Annotated in this window: 10 protein-coding genes; 4 read left to right on the top strand and 6 right to left on the bottom strand. The window is 37.2% G+C overall.

The annotated features are described in order from the left end of the window. Window positions 1–15 precede the first annotated feature (15 nt). The 3 genes from HO345_RS00405 to HO345_RS00395 are packed head-to-tail and all read left to right on the top strand — an operon-like array spanning window position 16 to window position 4,659. Window positions 16–1,656, top strand: a complete 1,641-nt coding sequence (locus tag HO345_RS00405) for an outer membrane protein assembly factor BamB family protein (protein ID WP_253683337.1) — start codon at window positions 16–18, stop codon at window positions 1,654–1,656. A 20-nt stretch (window positions 1,657–1,676) separates the two neighbouring features. Continuing rightward, the gene (locus tag HO345_RS00400) at window positions 1,677–3,344 is read left to right on the top strand and encodes a P83/100 family protein (protein ID WP_253683336.1); all 1,668 of its coding nucleotides are present in this window, start codon (window positions 1,677–1,679) and stop codon (window positions 3,342–3,344) included. Window positions 3,345–3,357: 13 nt separating this feature from the next. Continuing rightward, window positions 3,358–4,659, top strand: a complete 1,302-nt coding sequence (locus tag HO345_RS00395) for a 2-hydroxycarboxylate transporter family protein (protein ID WP_253683335.1) — start codon at window positions 3,358–3,360, stop codon at window positions 4,657–4,659. A 96-nt stretch (window positions 4,660–4,755) separates the two neighbouring features. Here the strand turns inward: HO345_RS00395 and HO345_RS00390 are convergent, their stop codons facing one another. The 5 genes from HO345_RS00390 to HO345_RS00370 form a co-directional block, all read right to left on the bottom strand. Beyond that, a complete protein-coding gene (locus HO345_RS00390; RefSeq protein ID WP_253683334.1) occupies window positions 4,756–6,588 on the bottom strand; it encodes a hypothetical protein in 1,833 nt (610 codons plus the stop codon). A gap of 30 nt (window positions 6,589–6,618) precedes the next feature. Beyond that, window positions 6,619–7,404 (bottom strand): outer membrane lipoprotein-sorting protein, encoded by a 786-nt coding sequence (locus HO345_RS00385; protein ID WP_253683333.1) that lies wholly within the window; start codon window positions 7,402–7,404, stop codon window positions 6,619–6,621. Then, window positions 7,397–10,087: an efflux RND transporter permease subunit gene (locus HO345_RS00380; RefSeq protein WP_253683332.1), complete on the bottom strand. Its 2,691-nt coding sequence runs from the start codon at window positions 10,085–10,087 to the stop codon at window positions 7,397–7,399. Before HO345_RS00380 ends, HO345_RS00385 begins: the two co-directional genes overlap by 8 nt. A 47-nt stretch (window positions 10,088–10,134) precedes the next feature. Continuing rightward, window positions 10,135–10,773, bottom strand: coding sequence for a transposase (locus tag HO345_RS00375; RefSeq protein WP_002684451.1), 639 nt, complete (start codon window positions 10,771–10,773; stop codon window positions 10,135–10,137). Window positions 10,774–10,928: 155 nt separating this feature from the next. Beyond that, window positions 10,929–12,782, bottom strand: coding sequence for an MFS transporter (locus tag HO345_RS00370; protein ID WP_253683331.1), 1,854 nt, complete (start codon window positions 12,780–12,782; stop codon window positions 10,929–10,931). A gap of 133 nt (window positions 12,783–12,915) precedes the next feature. Here HO345_RS00370 and HO345_RS00365 point away from each other — a divergent pair, with 133 nt between their 5' ends. Continuing rightward, on the top strand, window positions 12,916–14,430 hold the full coding sequence (locus tag HO345_RS00365; protein WP_253683330.1) for an IMP dehydrogenase: 1,515 nt from the start codon (window positions 12,916–12,918) through the stop codon (window positions 14,428–14,430). A gap of 57 nt (window positions 14,431–14,487) precedes the next feature. Here HO345_RS00365 and HO345_RS00360 read toward each other — a convergent pair whose 3' ends face one another. Beyond that, entirely contained in the window at window positions 14,488–15,219 is a 732-nt protein-coding gene (locus tag HO345_RS00360; protein WP_253683329.1) for a carbon-nitrogen hydrolase family protein, read from the bottom strand. Window positions 15,220–15,275 lie beyond the last annotated feature (56 nt).

The raw sequence follows: 15,275 nt of genomic DNA, 5'->3' as shown, positions 1-15,275 counted from the left end.
AATGCGAGCAAAATTATGAAAAAATTGTTTTTTAGTATATTTTTTTGTTTTTTTGTTTTTTCTTTTAAAGTATCGGCTCAAACCCTTGATGCCCATTGGACCTTGGTTTTTGCCGGCAAGAACATAACGGTTCCGGTTTTTTGGAATGGAAACATTTATACGGCAGGAGACGATAAGGCCTTAAACTGCATTACCTCTCAAGGGACGTTTTTATGGCGAAGAAATACAAGTGAATTCCCAAGCGAGTTTTTATCGGTTTCTCAAGCTGGAATAGTTTTTATGGTTACCGCAAAGGGAAATATCGAAGCATTTTCTTCTCAAGGAATGCCCCTCTGGACCTATCCTCTAAAGAAAAAGCCGATTTTTCCCGTACACACCGCACGGGACGGCCGAATTTTTATAATCCAAGATAATAACATAATTTGCCTCACCTCGGGAGGAAAACTAAAGTGGGAATTGCCCCTTGTTTCCGCCCCGGTATTTCAACCTGCAGAAACGGGCTCCAAAGATATAGTTTTGATTTTAAAATCGGGAGATTTCTTGCGTGTTTCTATCTTCGGTTCGATTGTAGAGCAGTACAGGCTTAAAAAGACCGTTTCTGCTATAGGAGAGGCTCCGGACGGTTACATACTCGCTTGTACGGACGGCTCAATTTCATACTATAAAACAGGCGGAGGTTCGGAAGCTCTTTGGCAAACTACCGAACCGGAAATCTGTAAAAATATTTTTTATAAGGGCGGAAAAGTCCTTTATATGTTTGAAAGTGGTAAAGTTGTTTTCAAAAATCTAAAAACAAATGAACTCATATGGGAAGAAAAGACTTCGGGCAATTTTTCAAACGGAGTGCATTGCTACGCAATCGGTAACGAATTCAATATTACAGCAAAAGGATTCGGCTGTCTTATTACAGATGCAGGGCGCATCAAATGGGAAAAAAAGATACCGGAAACTCTCTTTTTCCCCATAATAACCGAAAACGGGCTTTTGGTCGGAATAACAAACGAGATTTTAAATGCCTACAGAGTAGAAACAAAGCTTTTGCGAAAAGGAACAAAACGAAATGCTCCTGAAAATTTTTATTCTATAATACAAAAAGATGACAAGGGTAAGGAAGACTTTCCGTTTTTTGTTGAATATGCTACTACGGCAGAACTTTTAGATGTTATACAAAAAGAAATAGAAAACGGAACCGTAGGCGAAAAGGAGCCCCGCTATGCCTTCCAATTAAAAACTATCTTGGAAAATAAGCGCAAGGCTTCATATTTTTCACAAGACTTTAATTCCTTTGATAGAGCAAGGGCCGCAGAGCTTTTAGGAAGATTAGGCTCCTATGAATATCGGGACATTTTATTGAGCGGAATCTACAAAATAGATGATCCTGATGTACTTGCCGGGATTTTGCGGGGCTTGGAACATCTTGCCTACGATCCCGATGACCGCACAATGGAAGGTATCCGCTTTGTAATGGGAAAGGCAAAATACGATGACATAAACCTTATGGCTGCAGTCTGCGATTGTTTGACCGCCTTGATGCGATTCGGCTCAAATGAAACGGCATCTGCTGCAATTTCAAGTATTTTTTATATTATTAAAGGCCCTTATTCCAATATTATTCAAAATTATGCAAGACAAAAAATAAAAAATATAGTAAAATAGAAAGAACGGAGGATTTAATTATGAGAAAGCTATTGGTTTTTTCGTTTTTTTTGATTATGGTAGTTTTTTCGGGCTTTGCAATTGAAGTTGATAAGCCTGAAATTGATTCTGTAAAAAATAAGACTATAGAATTTATAAACTACACGGGACCTCATGATGCAGTAGATAGTGCTGACACAATTCGGGGCATAGGTTCAAGTCTTGCAGGTGCCGTAAAAGCAGGCCGTGCAGGCGATATGAATAGGTACTCAGTTATTCACTGTGTCGACCCTGCAGTAAAAGAAGGCCTTGATGCGGATATTTTCATTATCGGAAAAAATGCCGGTGTTGATCATATTAACAACGTAAGGCTGATAATTGCAGGATATTTAAAAGCTGCTTACGGATATTCCGATAAGGATGCGGCAACTCTTGCACACTTTGTTACAATCTACAATGCCGTTTACCGCAAAAACATGGACTTTTTTAACCAAAAGTACAAGCAGGTTGTTACAAAGAATTTGACAAAAGAAAAAGCAGGTTTAGCTTTGCGTTACGATGAATGGCCGGGACAAACCCAAATAGTTATTCCGCTGACAGACCAAAAATACGCCGGCACTATAAGCTCTGTAGATACAACTTCTATTTCCGATAAAAAGGTTGTCGAAAAAATGCGTGAAGATAAGGATAAGGACATTGAAAAACGCAAGGAAATGGTTGACCTAAAAGAAAGAGAAAGCGAGGAGGCTGCTAAACGTGCAGAGATTGCAAAAAAAGAAGCCGATGTAAAACAAAAAGAAGCTGACAAGCAAAAGAAGGAAGCCGATACAAAGCAAAAAGCCGCTGAAAAACAAAAGAAGGAAACAGAGCAAAAGCAAAAAGAGGCTAAAAAAGCTGAAGAGAAGGCTGCAAAAACAGGAAAACCTGAGGATAAAAAAGCAGCTGAAGAGAAGAAGAAGGAAGCTGAAAAGTCTCAAAAAGAGTCTGAAAAGAAGACCGAAGAGGCTAAAAAAGCTAAGGAAGTTGCCGAAGAAGAGCAAAAAAAGGCAGACGAGGCCAAAAAAGAAGTAAAAGAAGAAGAAAAAATGGCTGAAAAAAAGACTGAAGAAGCTCAAACGGACAGAAAAGACATTGCTTCCGATACACAGAAAATCATAGAAGAAAAGAAAGCAGAGAAAAAAGCTGAGGGAGATGCAGCAATAGCCTCATCAATTCCCGGCTATGGTTTGAAGGTCGTGGACGATTCAAAAATGCTTTCGGAACTTGTTCTTTTGGATTTAAAAACGGAAGAAGAGCTTAGAACTTCTGGAATCAATACAATCAGAGGAAGGAACCTGCACATTGTAGGAAAAAACCTTATGGCCATTGCAGGCACTAAGTCCGGTAATGCAGTTATAGCTTTGGTTCTTATCGATGCAAAATCCCTTGAAATTGTTAAACAAAGTCAAGAGAATATTGCAGCTGAAAGCGTTTTGGTCAAAAACGGAAACGATTATTATGCAGTAATTGATAATAACGGAAAATACCTAATCGGACGCTATAACGATAAACTTGAACTTCAAGCTAAATCTGCCGTGGAAGTTTTACCCTATACACCCATAACGATAGGCGATAAGGGCTTATTAGTTCAGGACAACAAGAACAGTATTCGATTATTAAAATTTACAGATTTAACCAATATAGTTGTTGCCGAAGAGGAGAAAAAATAAGGAGTTTATTTTTATGATAAACGAAAAGAAAAAGTATCAAATTTTTGGCATGCCTCTCACACTTTTCGGAGTTATTTCGGCAGTTGTAATTGCTGCAACATGGTGGAATAAGCTGCCGGGCGGCATGATAGGAGCCCTTCTTTTGATGATGGTACTTGGTGAAGTCCTAAACATTATCGGAGATAATACTCCTATAGTAAAAACATTCTTTGGAGGCGGGCCGATCGTAATTATCTTTGCATCCAGTGCCCTTGCTTATTATAATGTATTGCCCGAAGGAATTTTAAAAAATACTTCAACTTTTATGAAAAGCGGAGGTTTTTTAGACTTTTACATTGCAGCCCTTATTACAGGTTCTATCCTAGGAATGGACAGAAAGCTTTTAATTAAGGCTGCTATACGATACTTCCCGTGTATTATAGGCTCGGTTGCAGCTGCGTTAATCTTTGTTTCATTAGGAGCTCCTCTTTTTGGAATAAAGGCAACTGAGGCTATTGCCCACATCGGTATCCCGATTATGGGCGGAGGTATGGGTGCCGGTGCGGTTCCGATTGCTCAAGTTTTTGCTTCAGCATTAAAAATCCCTGCAGAGCAAATTCTTTCCAAACTTGTACCGGCTGTAGCCCTCGGCAATGCTTTTGCAATAGTCGCAGGCGGTCTGCTCGATAAACTCGGAAAGGTTAAACCCTCTTGGACGGGAAACGGACAGCTTCTTGCAAGCGGAACATTTGAAGTTCCTAATGATGAGGAACTTCAAAGGCATTTTTCTTTGCAGGAGTTCGGAATTGCTATCGTTATTGCAACAGCCTTTTTTACATGGGGAAATATAGTCTCTAATCTATTTAAACTTATCGGCGTAAATATTCACACCTATGCTTGGATGATTATAAGCGTTGCTGTTGTAAAGGCTGCAAATATCTTACCAAAGAACTTTGAAAATGCTTGTGCTCTTTGGTATAAATTTGTCGCAAAAAACTTTACCGCAGCCCTCTTGGTCGGTATCGGCATTGCATATACAAATCTCGGTGATATTATCGGAGCATTCAGCATTTCTTATGTTGTACTTGTACTCTTGGTTGTAATCGGCGCAATAATCGGTGCCGGACTTATAGGAAAACTTGTAGGCTTTTATCCGATTGAATCTGCTATCACTGCAGGTCTTTGTATGGCAAACATGGGAGGAACGGGAGATGTTGCCGTTCTTACGGCCTCAAAGCGCATGGAGCTCATGCCCTTTGCCCAAATCTCATCCCGCTTGGGAGGAGCCTTTATAATCCTGCTTGCCTCGTTCTTAGTACCGCTGTTTTTCGGCTAAATTAAGCAATCTTGTGATAAAATAATTTTGCAAAACCCCTTCAAATCCTTTAAGGATCGGAGGGGTTTTGTTTATTCTGCCAGATTTTTTGTTTAATTAAAAATGATATTCAAAGCTTAATTGAACAAAGTGATTATTTTTCCATGAAGCAAATTCGCTTTTTTTATCTTTTGCATAAATATAAGCACCCGTTCCCTCCACATAAAATTCGTCTTTTATTCTATATTTTATTTTGGGCATAATAACTGCATCATTGTGTTCTATTCCCCAAATTATTGTTATAGAATCGGTTAAATTTTCGTGGAGCCATGAGTCTGAAATATTTACAACGAGCTTATTGTTTGAAGCTTTTTGAGCCTTATTCCAATCCATATCGATAAAACCGTTTTTATTATTTTCTTTTACATTTTTAAAACCTAAAATGTAAGAGCCTATATTTTGAACATTAAGATTTATGTTGTTAAGAGGAATATCTACATCAAAACCTAAAACCCACTGAATGCTGTTATTATGAACGGCAGGATTATTACCCTTAAAATCGTAGCTCATATAATATGCAGCTTCCGATCTAAAATTAAACATAAAAATTGCAGCTCCGAAATCCATACCGAAAATATGAATAGGATCGTAATAAACACAATCTCTTATATTCCCGCCGCTCATAGCTTTTTCGACCATTGCAGAAACATCGATAGATGGAGTTTTATAATGCCCAAAATAATATTGGCAAGCCATATCGGTCGGCCCCAAAGAACCTGAAAGCCGTAAGCCGTACTGCCCGTATTTTATCTGATTCATATCGGGAAGAAAAGAGTTCATTCCGATTTTTATAAAAGGATCTAAATCAAAGTTTTGGATTATTGCATTTGCTTTTTTTAAATCGGATTTTAATTCGGTTTCAAGTTTTTTTCCTTTTTCGGAAATCTCATGGGCAATCTTTGAAGTAAGTTGAGTTAAAAAAGGTTCTCCTTTAAGCATTTGTTGTATTTCCTCATCGGTATAAGCACTTCCATCAGGTTTAGGCGGTAATAAGGTATTTGCTATTTCGGTTATCGAGAATGTAATTTTTTGCTTTGCAAGATTTTCTAATAATTTTTTTATTTGCGGTTTTACGAAAGGACCGATACCATCCAATAAAGCCTCTTGATCCAACTTTGAAACGACATCTTTCATGTCAATGGTAATTGAAGAGTTTATATTTATGTTTTGTATCTGTGCAGAAATAGGGTCATGGAGCATTTTTTGAATTTTGTTCTCATTAAAAAAAAATGCAAAACTTGTATCTTCCATAATAGAGTTTAAATCGGTTATTACTTTTTGTTTCGCCTCCTCAATTTGAGAAGGTACCCAAGGCCCTTTTAGGGAAAGTCGGTCGGGGGTCATAAGAGGTGTCCATGCAGCTTCAAGGCGCAAGGCTATAGGAGCGTTGTAGGCTAGATGAATCATCGGCTCTCCTATTCTTTGGTCAATGTAAGAAGGAATAGTAAAATCCGTAAAATCGTTAGCATTAAACACATCCAAAACATGCAGCATATCACCCCTTCCCCAAACCAATTTCATCTTTCCTGTTGATAGTACAAAATCTCCAAGATAGGCTCTCATTGTGCATTCATCAATAAAATCAAGAGGATATTCTAAAATAGTCCTCATATTGAATTTAAAATGAGAGTCAATTTCCGTTTTTGAAGAAGAGTGTTTTAAATTTATGCCGAAATTAGGAACAGCTTCCGCCCGCTTTAAATCAGGGTGAGAATAGAATCTTATTCCAAGAGCGGCAAAGCCTGAAAATTCAAAATTCGACGATAAACTTTGTCCGGTTTCCGAGTTTGCACTTTCATCGTTGAAATTAGAATCATCAAAAAATGAGTCTTGAGCGTGGGCAAAATGTAGAAAAACAAAAATCATACAAATAAATATATATTTTTTCATAATGCCTCCGTTAAAAAATCGCAAAATACCTTATAATCTTCCCGTATTTAAAAAATTCTGTGTGAACATTTTATCATTAATCGGTTTGTCTATTTCTATATTTAAAATTTCGAGATGGGTAGAATGTTTGGTTTGAACGTTCGTTAAATTTCCTTTTATAGGGATCCAATATCCGTTCTTTTGTTCAAGTTTTTCTACCTTCAATACTTTGAGCAACGCACCTTTTTTGTCATACATTTCGGCCATTACCGGAATACAAGTTACTTTGTCGATGTAGGTAATTTTTTTTGAATAGCGGCTGCTTTTCGGATCTACTGCCGCCGATTCGACTTTCCAGCAATTGTAAGAATCAACTGTTTCTTCACCGAGCAGAGTATGAGTATCATCATCTATCTTTCTTGTTTCAAGATCATCATAATCGGCATCAGTTCCCATAAATGGTTTTGACCCTTCGGCTCCCGCAATACGGCGGACAGTTCTAAGAGCCGGAAGATAAATCCACTTATCATTGGCCCTATCCTTGTTTACAATCTGCAAAAATCTTGTATCTTTAACTGAAGCAGGCTTTTTAAAAACGATAACGGCAGCTCCTGTTTTATCTCCGGGATCTTTTGCCCATTGTTCTATCATCCGTTCTTCAGTATTTCCTTTAGAATCGACAAGAGTCATCTTTAAGGCAGAGTGAGTAAACTTAGGCCGTTTTACATCGAGTGATTTTTGAACAATACTTTTACCGTCTTCTGCAAACGTAAATCCGATACATAATACCGTTAATGCAAACAGTATAACCGCTTTTTTTAACAATGACTTATTCATTTGTTTCTCCTTTCAGCTTTTGCGCAAAAATGTTTTTATGCGGTTTAGCCATAAATGATGGTTTAAAAATATTTAATACGACAGGTAATATGGTCAATGCAGCAACGGAACTTGTGAACATTACTACCGCTACCAAAAAACCTACAAACCTGAGGACTACGAATTTAGAAAAACACATTACCAAAAAACCGCATCCGACCGAAAAAGCGTTTACGGCAATTCCTTTTCCTGAATGGCGGAGAGTTTTTAATGTAACCTGTGTTAAGTCTTCACTTATTATTCTTTCATTATGATAATTATTCATAAAGTGAACCGTGTAATCTATTCCGATTCCTATTGCAATAGCCGCAACCAAACTTGTTACCATATCAAGGTTTATTCCCGTTAAACTCATAATGCCGAAATTAAGTAAGATGGAAATACCGAGAGGAATAGCCCCGATTAGGCCTGCAATAAAAGATCGGTAAAAGAGAGATAAAATACAAAATACTATTACAACAGCCAAAACCAAACTTGATACCTGACTTGAAATTATCATAGAAGTCATAGCTGTTTCCAATTCTCCCAAACCGGCAGCTTCTAAAGTATAGCCTTGAGGAAAATGTGTACTTGCAAAATATTCTGCATCCTGAATAACATTTTTAATTTTCCCCGTATCATGAGTCCGCATTATAATCTGCATTCTGCTTTTCTTAGGTTCAAGAGTTTCATCTAAAAGAGAATCAAGAGCTCCCGAATATAAAAGCAAATACTGCGAAATAATATTTTTTAATTCTTCTTTTTGTGAAACAGAATATTTTTCGATATCGTCGGGTATTTCATAATAAGCCGCTCCTCTATAGTTAATCTCACGCTTTAAGGCTTCAATAAATTCGGATACACCGAGTTCTCTTGAATTAGAAGAAGCATAAGCTTTAGCGTAAGCCGAAACGAATAGCTCTATAGTTTCTTCCCGATTTAAGTTATCTTTTAATACCGAAACTGAACCGGAAGTAATTGCATCGGTTTCAGAGTATGAATCACTTTCAAGAGTATCTTCATCATCGAAAAAACTGTCAACAGATTCTGAATTTTCCGTATCGATATTTTGAGACTCTATAGGATGAGCATTCATAACCTGATTCATTCGTTTTATAAATTCTGTAAAAGAAACAATGCTGCCTATTTCGGGATGATTTGATTTTAAAAAAATTTCAAGATCATCCATGCTCTTTAAAATTTCGGGATTGCACATATCTCCTTTTTCACGTCCTGTTACAACCAAGCTAAAACCTGTAGTTCCGACATATTTATTATCGATAGAAACTACATCACTGCGTATCTTTGAATTTTTAGGAAAATATTCCAAAAATGCCGACTCAATATTAAGATTAAAAATTCCCCAAATTGAAATTCCTATTATGACTAAAAGACCGATAATGAAAACAGCCTGTCTTTTATTAAAATAGGAATAAAATCTATCGAGAACAGCTCCTTTTTTATTTACACCCAGAGCTGCAAGGCGGGCATTTTTTTTAACATTTAGGAGGCTCATTCTTTTTTGCTGTTTTTGTATTTGTTTGACCGATTTTAACATTAAAACAGAGGGTATAAATAAAAAAGCTAAGGAAAGAGCGATGACAATACCTACCGCACTAAAGATCGCAAAAGATTTCAAGGGCTTTATAGGACTTGTTATTGTAGAAACAAATCCTGCAATTGTTGTGATGCCTGCAAGTAAAACAGGCGGACTGGCACTTTTAAGTGTCTGCATTATAAGTTCATGGTGGCGGCTTACACTTGTAATAGGAGGCTCCTTTTCCAATTTTTGGTAATAATAATTTATTATGTGTATCCCGTAAGCGGAACCTACAGCGATAAGCAAGACGGGAAGACAGCTTGAAACTATCGTAAGAGGTTCTTCTATGATTGACATAATGCCGGCTGTCCAAATCGTACTTATTAAAACCGTCAATAGAGGGAGAAGAGTTCCTTCTATATTTTTAAAGGAGAAAAAAAGGCAAAGCAAAACGACAACCGTTATTAATGGAATTAGATTTTTTAAATCTGCATACATAAATATTTTTCCATATTCACCTAATACCGGATCTCCTGCAATTTTATAGTTTAAACTTTTATCCTTACTCAAATTTGTTTCAATTATGTTTAAGGTCTCATTGTAAATACGGCTTACTTCCGGCGGAGTTGAGTCTGAGTTTAAGGTTGCAATTATTTGTACGCCTTTAAAATCTGAAGACAGAACGGTACCGATATATGCCTTAGGCCATTCTAAAATTCTTTTTTGTAGATCATCTATTTCACTCTTTGTTCCATTAAAACTTTCGGGGATTAATGCCCCTGTCGAAAGAGTTCCTTGATCATCGGTAATAAAATCAACATTTGTTATCGACTTTACATTTACAATATTGTCAAGATTTTCCAAGTCTTCGGTAATTTGTGCAATTATCCCAATAGTTTCTTTATGAAGGATAGTTTCTTCTTTTGTTTCTATCACGACATCCATTATATATTGATCGCCGAAATCTTCAGTTAATTGGTTAAACCGTTTGTACGAATTATGCTCTTCAGGAAAAAAATGCCGCAGTTCATTATCCATAATTATATTCGGAAGCATAAAAGAAAAAAATACAGTTACACCTAAAACAATTGTTAAAATAATAAAGCTCAATTTTGTTTTATTCATAAAGTTCCAATCTCCTTAGATAAGTACTTTTTAATATTTATAACAATTTAAAATTTTTTAAAAATTTTTTTAATCAAAGCACATAAATCTTCATCACGATGATTATATCTAAACTCACATTCTTTTAGATGAAGTAAAAAAGAACCTGATGAAAAGCCGTTAAATTTTGCCAAACGTTTTTTTGCAAAGGTTAGAAAATTTTCAATTCCCGCTGTGTGCTCACTTTTTATCTCACTTTCATCATAAAAAACCCTGTATTGATCGCAATCCTTTAGCAACGAAGTGTTAAAAGGTTCAATTTTGTTTTGATGAGAAATAAGCTTCTCCAAATCGCCCTTTATTATTGAAAGGAGGCTTTCATGGGAATCGTCATGCACCAAGCTGACAAATATTTTTTTGCCTTTCTTTAAAAGCCCCAATACAGGACGTGCGGCAATAAACTCTTGTATCTTTTTTCTTCTAATTTTAGCTTTTTTAAAATAGGAAATATGCCTGACATTGGCCGAAATTTCTTTTGCCTGCTCAAAGATGCTATATTTAAGTATTTTTTCCCGAATTATTCCAAAATATCTGTTTACGGTGTTCCGATTGATTCCGGTAATTTTTGCAGTAGCCGCAGCAGTAATATCTTCACTGAAACATAAAAAAATTCTATTAAGTTTTGTTGTTGTAAGTCTAGTATACATATAGAATTATAAAATTTTACCCCTTCATATTCTAGTCTAGGTTGTATATTTATAATATATATCAGATTTAGTAAAAAGTCAATAAAATTTTTATAAAAATACAAAAAAACCTCTTGAGTCCTTAAAGGGCTCAGGAGGTTTTCTTCATGCGGCTCTTACATTCTGCCGTAAGGCTCTCCTATTAAAAGCTCACAAACCTTCTTGGTCTTTTCGTCCGCGTCTTCTTTTTTACCGCCTGCCTCCAATCTATTCAGTTCATCAAGAATTATTGTATGGTTTTCAGGACTTACATTGAATTTAAGACCGAAGAAGATGCCGAAAAGAATCATAAACAAGGGCATTATTATAAAGGAAATCTTTACGCCCTTTAAAGTCTTCTCCTTTTGCTGCGGTTTTTGAACCTGACCTATACCGGAATATTTAAAATCAATCTTATCCAAAAGCTCCTTCAAATCATAAAGGTCATTTTTTGTATAAAAATCTTGAGGTTTGATTTTTTTATAAACTTCTCCCGATTTTACATAAGAAGATTCTACCAAGAATTTTTTATCAATTTCATTGAAGTCTTTTTTATCGAAAGAAGAAAGTAAATTTTCAAAAACATCTTGAGGAATTTCATCAAAGTTATCTTTTTCTTCCTTATACACTGAGCTGATAATCTCATCAGTGCTTCGGCTCATGTATTTTAGATGGAAATTCCCGTCTTCCCGCAGAGAATAATACTTGTTTATATTTTCAAAGTTTTCATTATTTTTTACAGCCAAGTTTTGAGCTTCTTGAAATTGCTTTTGGGTCAAAACCGAGGGCACCGGATTTTTATAACCTATACCGCTTAAAACAAAGCCTATTGTGGTCATTATCACTAAACCTAAAAAAAGTTTTCGGGTAAGAGTCATCGCAGCCGAATAGGTTCCGGCTCGGTTTTCTCCGCTCATAAGTTTGTCTATGTCAGACAAAAAAGGAAGAAGCTGATGGGGAATCAAATTGTTTGCCGAAATTCCGACACCCATAAGCACCATGTTCAATATCAAAAATACCGGATTTGTTTGAGGCGTATGGAAAGACATAAGGACTATGGAAACGGCAAAGATGATTAGGGCAGAAACATAGACGGGTTTATGCCCTCTCTTGTTTATTATGCGGTTATGAATGGGAAGGGTCGCCATCATGGTTAGTAAGAGCGCACCTTGGGCTATTACAAAAACACTTCCGCGGTTTAAATAATCCACAATATAGAACAAGACTAAAGACATAACTATATCCAAAGCTCCGTAGGAGCAGACATACATCGCAATATGAATTCTACAAGACTTACTTTTAAAAAGGGATAAAAAGTTTTTTATAAATTTGGCATCCGATTTTTTTTGGCTCTTTTCTTCGGGCAATTCCCATGTTTCAAAATAAAGAGGAATCCATGGAAGGGCGAAGATAAGGGCAAAGACTATACTCATCACAAAGTAGCCCATCATGCTGCCGTGAAAGGCATCGATAATAGGCTGAGCCAAAAGCCCGCCCAAAAGGGTAGCTATAAAAGAAAACATGAGTCGGGAACCGTTGAGCTTATTTCTTTCGGAAAAGTCCTTAGTTATCTCGGCTGAGAGGGCCGCATAGGGTATGTAGGAAACGGTCGAAACAGTAAAAAATATAATATAGGCTATCGTATAAAAGATAAATTTTCCGGCCTGACTTTCGATTCCGGTCGGGAACCAAATTATGATAAAGGAAAGAGCGATTGGAATAATTGACACCAAAAACCAAACTCTTCTTTTTCCGAAACGGTTTTGCGGAGTATTATCGGCAATGTAGCCCATCATAGGATCCGATACGGCGTCCCAAAATTTTCCGATTGCAGGAATAAGCCCTGCCAGAACAGGATGAAGTCCTATTACATTTACCAGATAGTACATCGCAAATGTAGTAACGATAAAAAAACAGCCTCCGCCGTATAAATCGGCAGCTCCATAGGCGAGATAAGTCCGCCAAGTCATCTTTCTTTGCTTGTTTAACATAAAGATATTATACAATAGCTTTTAATGGAATGCAAGCGTAATTTAAATATTAAATACCGATCTAAAAATTCAAAGTCCTTGATTTTTTTTCAAAAAAATTATAGTATTAAGAAATTTATTTTTGAGGTGATCTATGGCTTTTTTTTATGATGAACCTTCGCATACATTCAGCGAATATTTATTGGTCCCGCGTCTTTCGGGAGTCGAGCACATTCCTCAGGCAGTTTCTCTTAAAACGCCTTTAACAAAATATAAAAAAGATAAAGAGCCTAAAATCAGTTTAAATATTCCTCTTGTTTCTTCGATTATGCAGTCCGTTTCAGATCATAATATGGCTATTGCGCTTGCAAGGGAAGGAGGCCTTTCTTTTATCTTCGGCTCCCAATCAATTGAAAGTGAAGCTAAGATGGTTACAAAAGTAAAAAACTATAGGGCAGGTTTTGTCGAAAGCGATTCAAACCTCACGCCTGAGCATCATTTAAGCGATGTTTTAGACTTAAAGGACAGAACAGACCACACTACCGTTGCAGTAACCCATGACGGAACAGGACACGGGAAACTATTAGGTGTAGTTACAGGCAGGGATTACCGCATAGGGCATACCGATTTAAGTACAAAGGTAAAAGAATTTATGACCCCTATCGAACGCCTCCATGTTGCCGAAGAAGGGATAAGTCTAAAAGAGGCCCAAGATATTATCTGGGAATTTAAGCTCAATTCGCTTCCGATTCTTGATAAAAAAGGCAGCCTTGTCGCCTTTGTTTTTAGAAAGGATTATGAAAGCAATGCGGAAAACCCGCTCGAACTTCTTGATGAAAAAAAACGCTACATGGTAGGAGCCGGTATAAATACAAGGGACTATGAAGAACGAGTTCCCGCCCTTGTGGGAGCGGGAGCCGATGTACTTTGTATAGACTCTTCGGACGGCTTTAGCGATTGGCAAAAGCAAACCATTAAATTTGTAAAAGAAAAATACGGGGATTCAATTCCCATAGGGGCAGGCAATGTTGTAGACGCAGACGGCTTTAATTTTTTAGCGGATGCAGGAGCCGATTTTATAAAGGTCGGAATAGGAGGCGGTTCAATCTGTATTACCCGTGAGACAAAGGGAATAGGAAGAGGTCAAGCCACTGCCGTAATCGAGGTTGCCAAAGCCCGGGACGAATATTTTAAAAAGAAGGGTGTTTATATTCCCATCTGTTCCGACGGCGGAATCGTTTTTGATTACCACATAACATTAGCCCTCGCTATGGGAAGCGACTTCTGTATGCTGGGACGCTACTTTGCCCGCTTTGACGAAAGCCCTACCAACAAGGTCTTAATTAATGGAAACTATATGAAAGAATACTGGGGCGAAGGTTCAGCGAGGGCCAGAAACTGGCAGCGATACGATTCGGGCGGAGAGAAAAAGCTTTCTTTTGAAGAAGGTGTAGACTCCTATGTGCCATATGCAGGAAAGCTCCACGATAATGTTGCAGTAACCTTAAACAAAATACGCTCGACAATGTGTAATTGCGGGGTTTTAAGCATTCCGGAATTCCAGCGTGATGCAAAAATAACTTTAGTCTCTTCGGCAAGTATTATAGAAGGCGGCCCCCATGATGTCGTCCTAAAAGACATGAGCCACTCCTCAGGCTCCAATTATTAAGTAAAGAGCCGCTCGAATTACTAATTAAAGAGCGGCTCATATTTTTCCGATGTCATGTTAAATTTCGTATAATAAAAAACCTGTTTCGCCCATCGGTATTTCTTTTATAAGTTTACCCTGGTGCCAAACAAAGGCCCCGCCTCCTATAGCCTTAGCATTTTCCTTTACAAGGGAGTTTATAAATAAAACCGGTTTATCGAGGATAGCAGTTCTTTCGGCGTAGGCAGAGCCTTCACCGTTTTTCCATTCTTCCTTTGTATAACCGCAAAATACCGGCCACAAAAAGGCATCGGGGTTGAGGCTGATAATAGACTCTAAAAGATTATCTTCCCATAAGTCTCCGCAGATAAAAACGGCAAGGCGCTTACCTTCAAAATCAAACTCAAAAAACTCTTTTCCTTCACGATAGTCGGCACAGGTGCCTTCAATTCTCCAGCCTTTGGAAACTCTTTTATAAAGGCAAAGTATTTCTCCGTTTTTTCCTAATATTATGTATGAGCTGAAAATAGCACCATGGTCGTTTTCGATAAAGCCAAAACCTATGGCTGTTTTTTCTTTTTTGGCAATTGAACGAATCTTTGCAATGGGTTCCGAGTTTATTTGAAGAGCTGTCAAAATATCTTTTTTATATTCAAAACAAAGAGAGTCAAAGCCCTGTAAAAAACTTTCTCCAAAGAGAAGAAGATCGGGTTTTTCAGACCTAGTCTTTTCTATAAAGCCTTCGATTTGAGATATATTAAAATCAATATCATTATCTATATTTTCCGATGCGCAAAGTCCTATTTTCATACTTTCCTCCATAAAACTCAATAAAAAAGGGGCTCCCAATAAAAGCAAAAGCCTTC

Origin of the sequence: Treponema denticola (assembly GCF_024181645.1) — a bacterium.
GTDB classification, from domain to species: domain Bacteria; phylum Spirochaetota; class Spirochaetia; order Treponematales; family Treponemataceae; genus Treponema_B; species Treponema_B denticola_A.
Note: the sequence above shows the minus strand (reverse complement) of the source record. Positions and strands in the feature narration are given on the sequence as shown.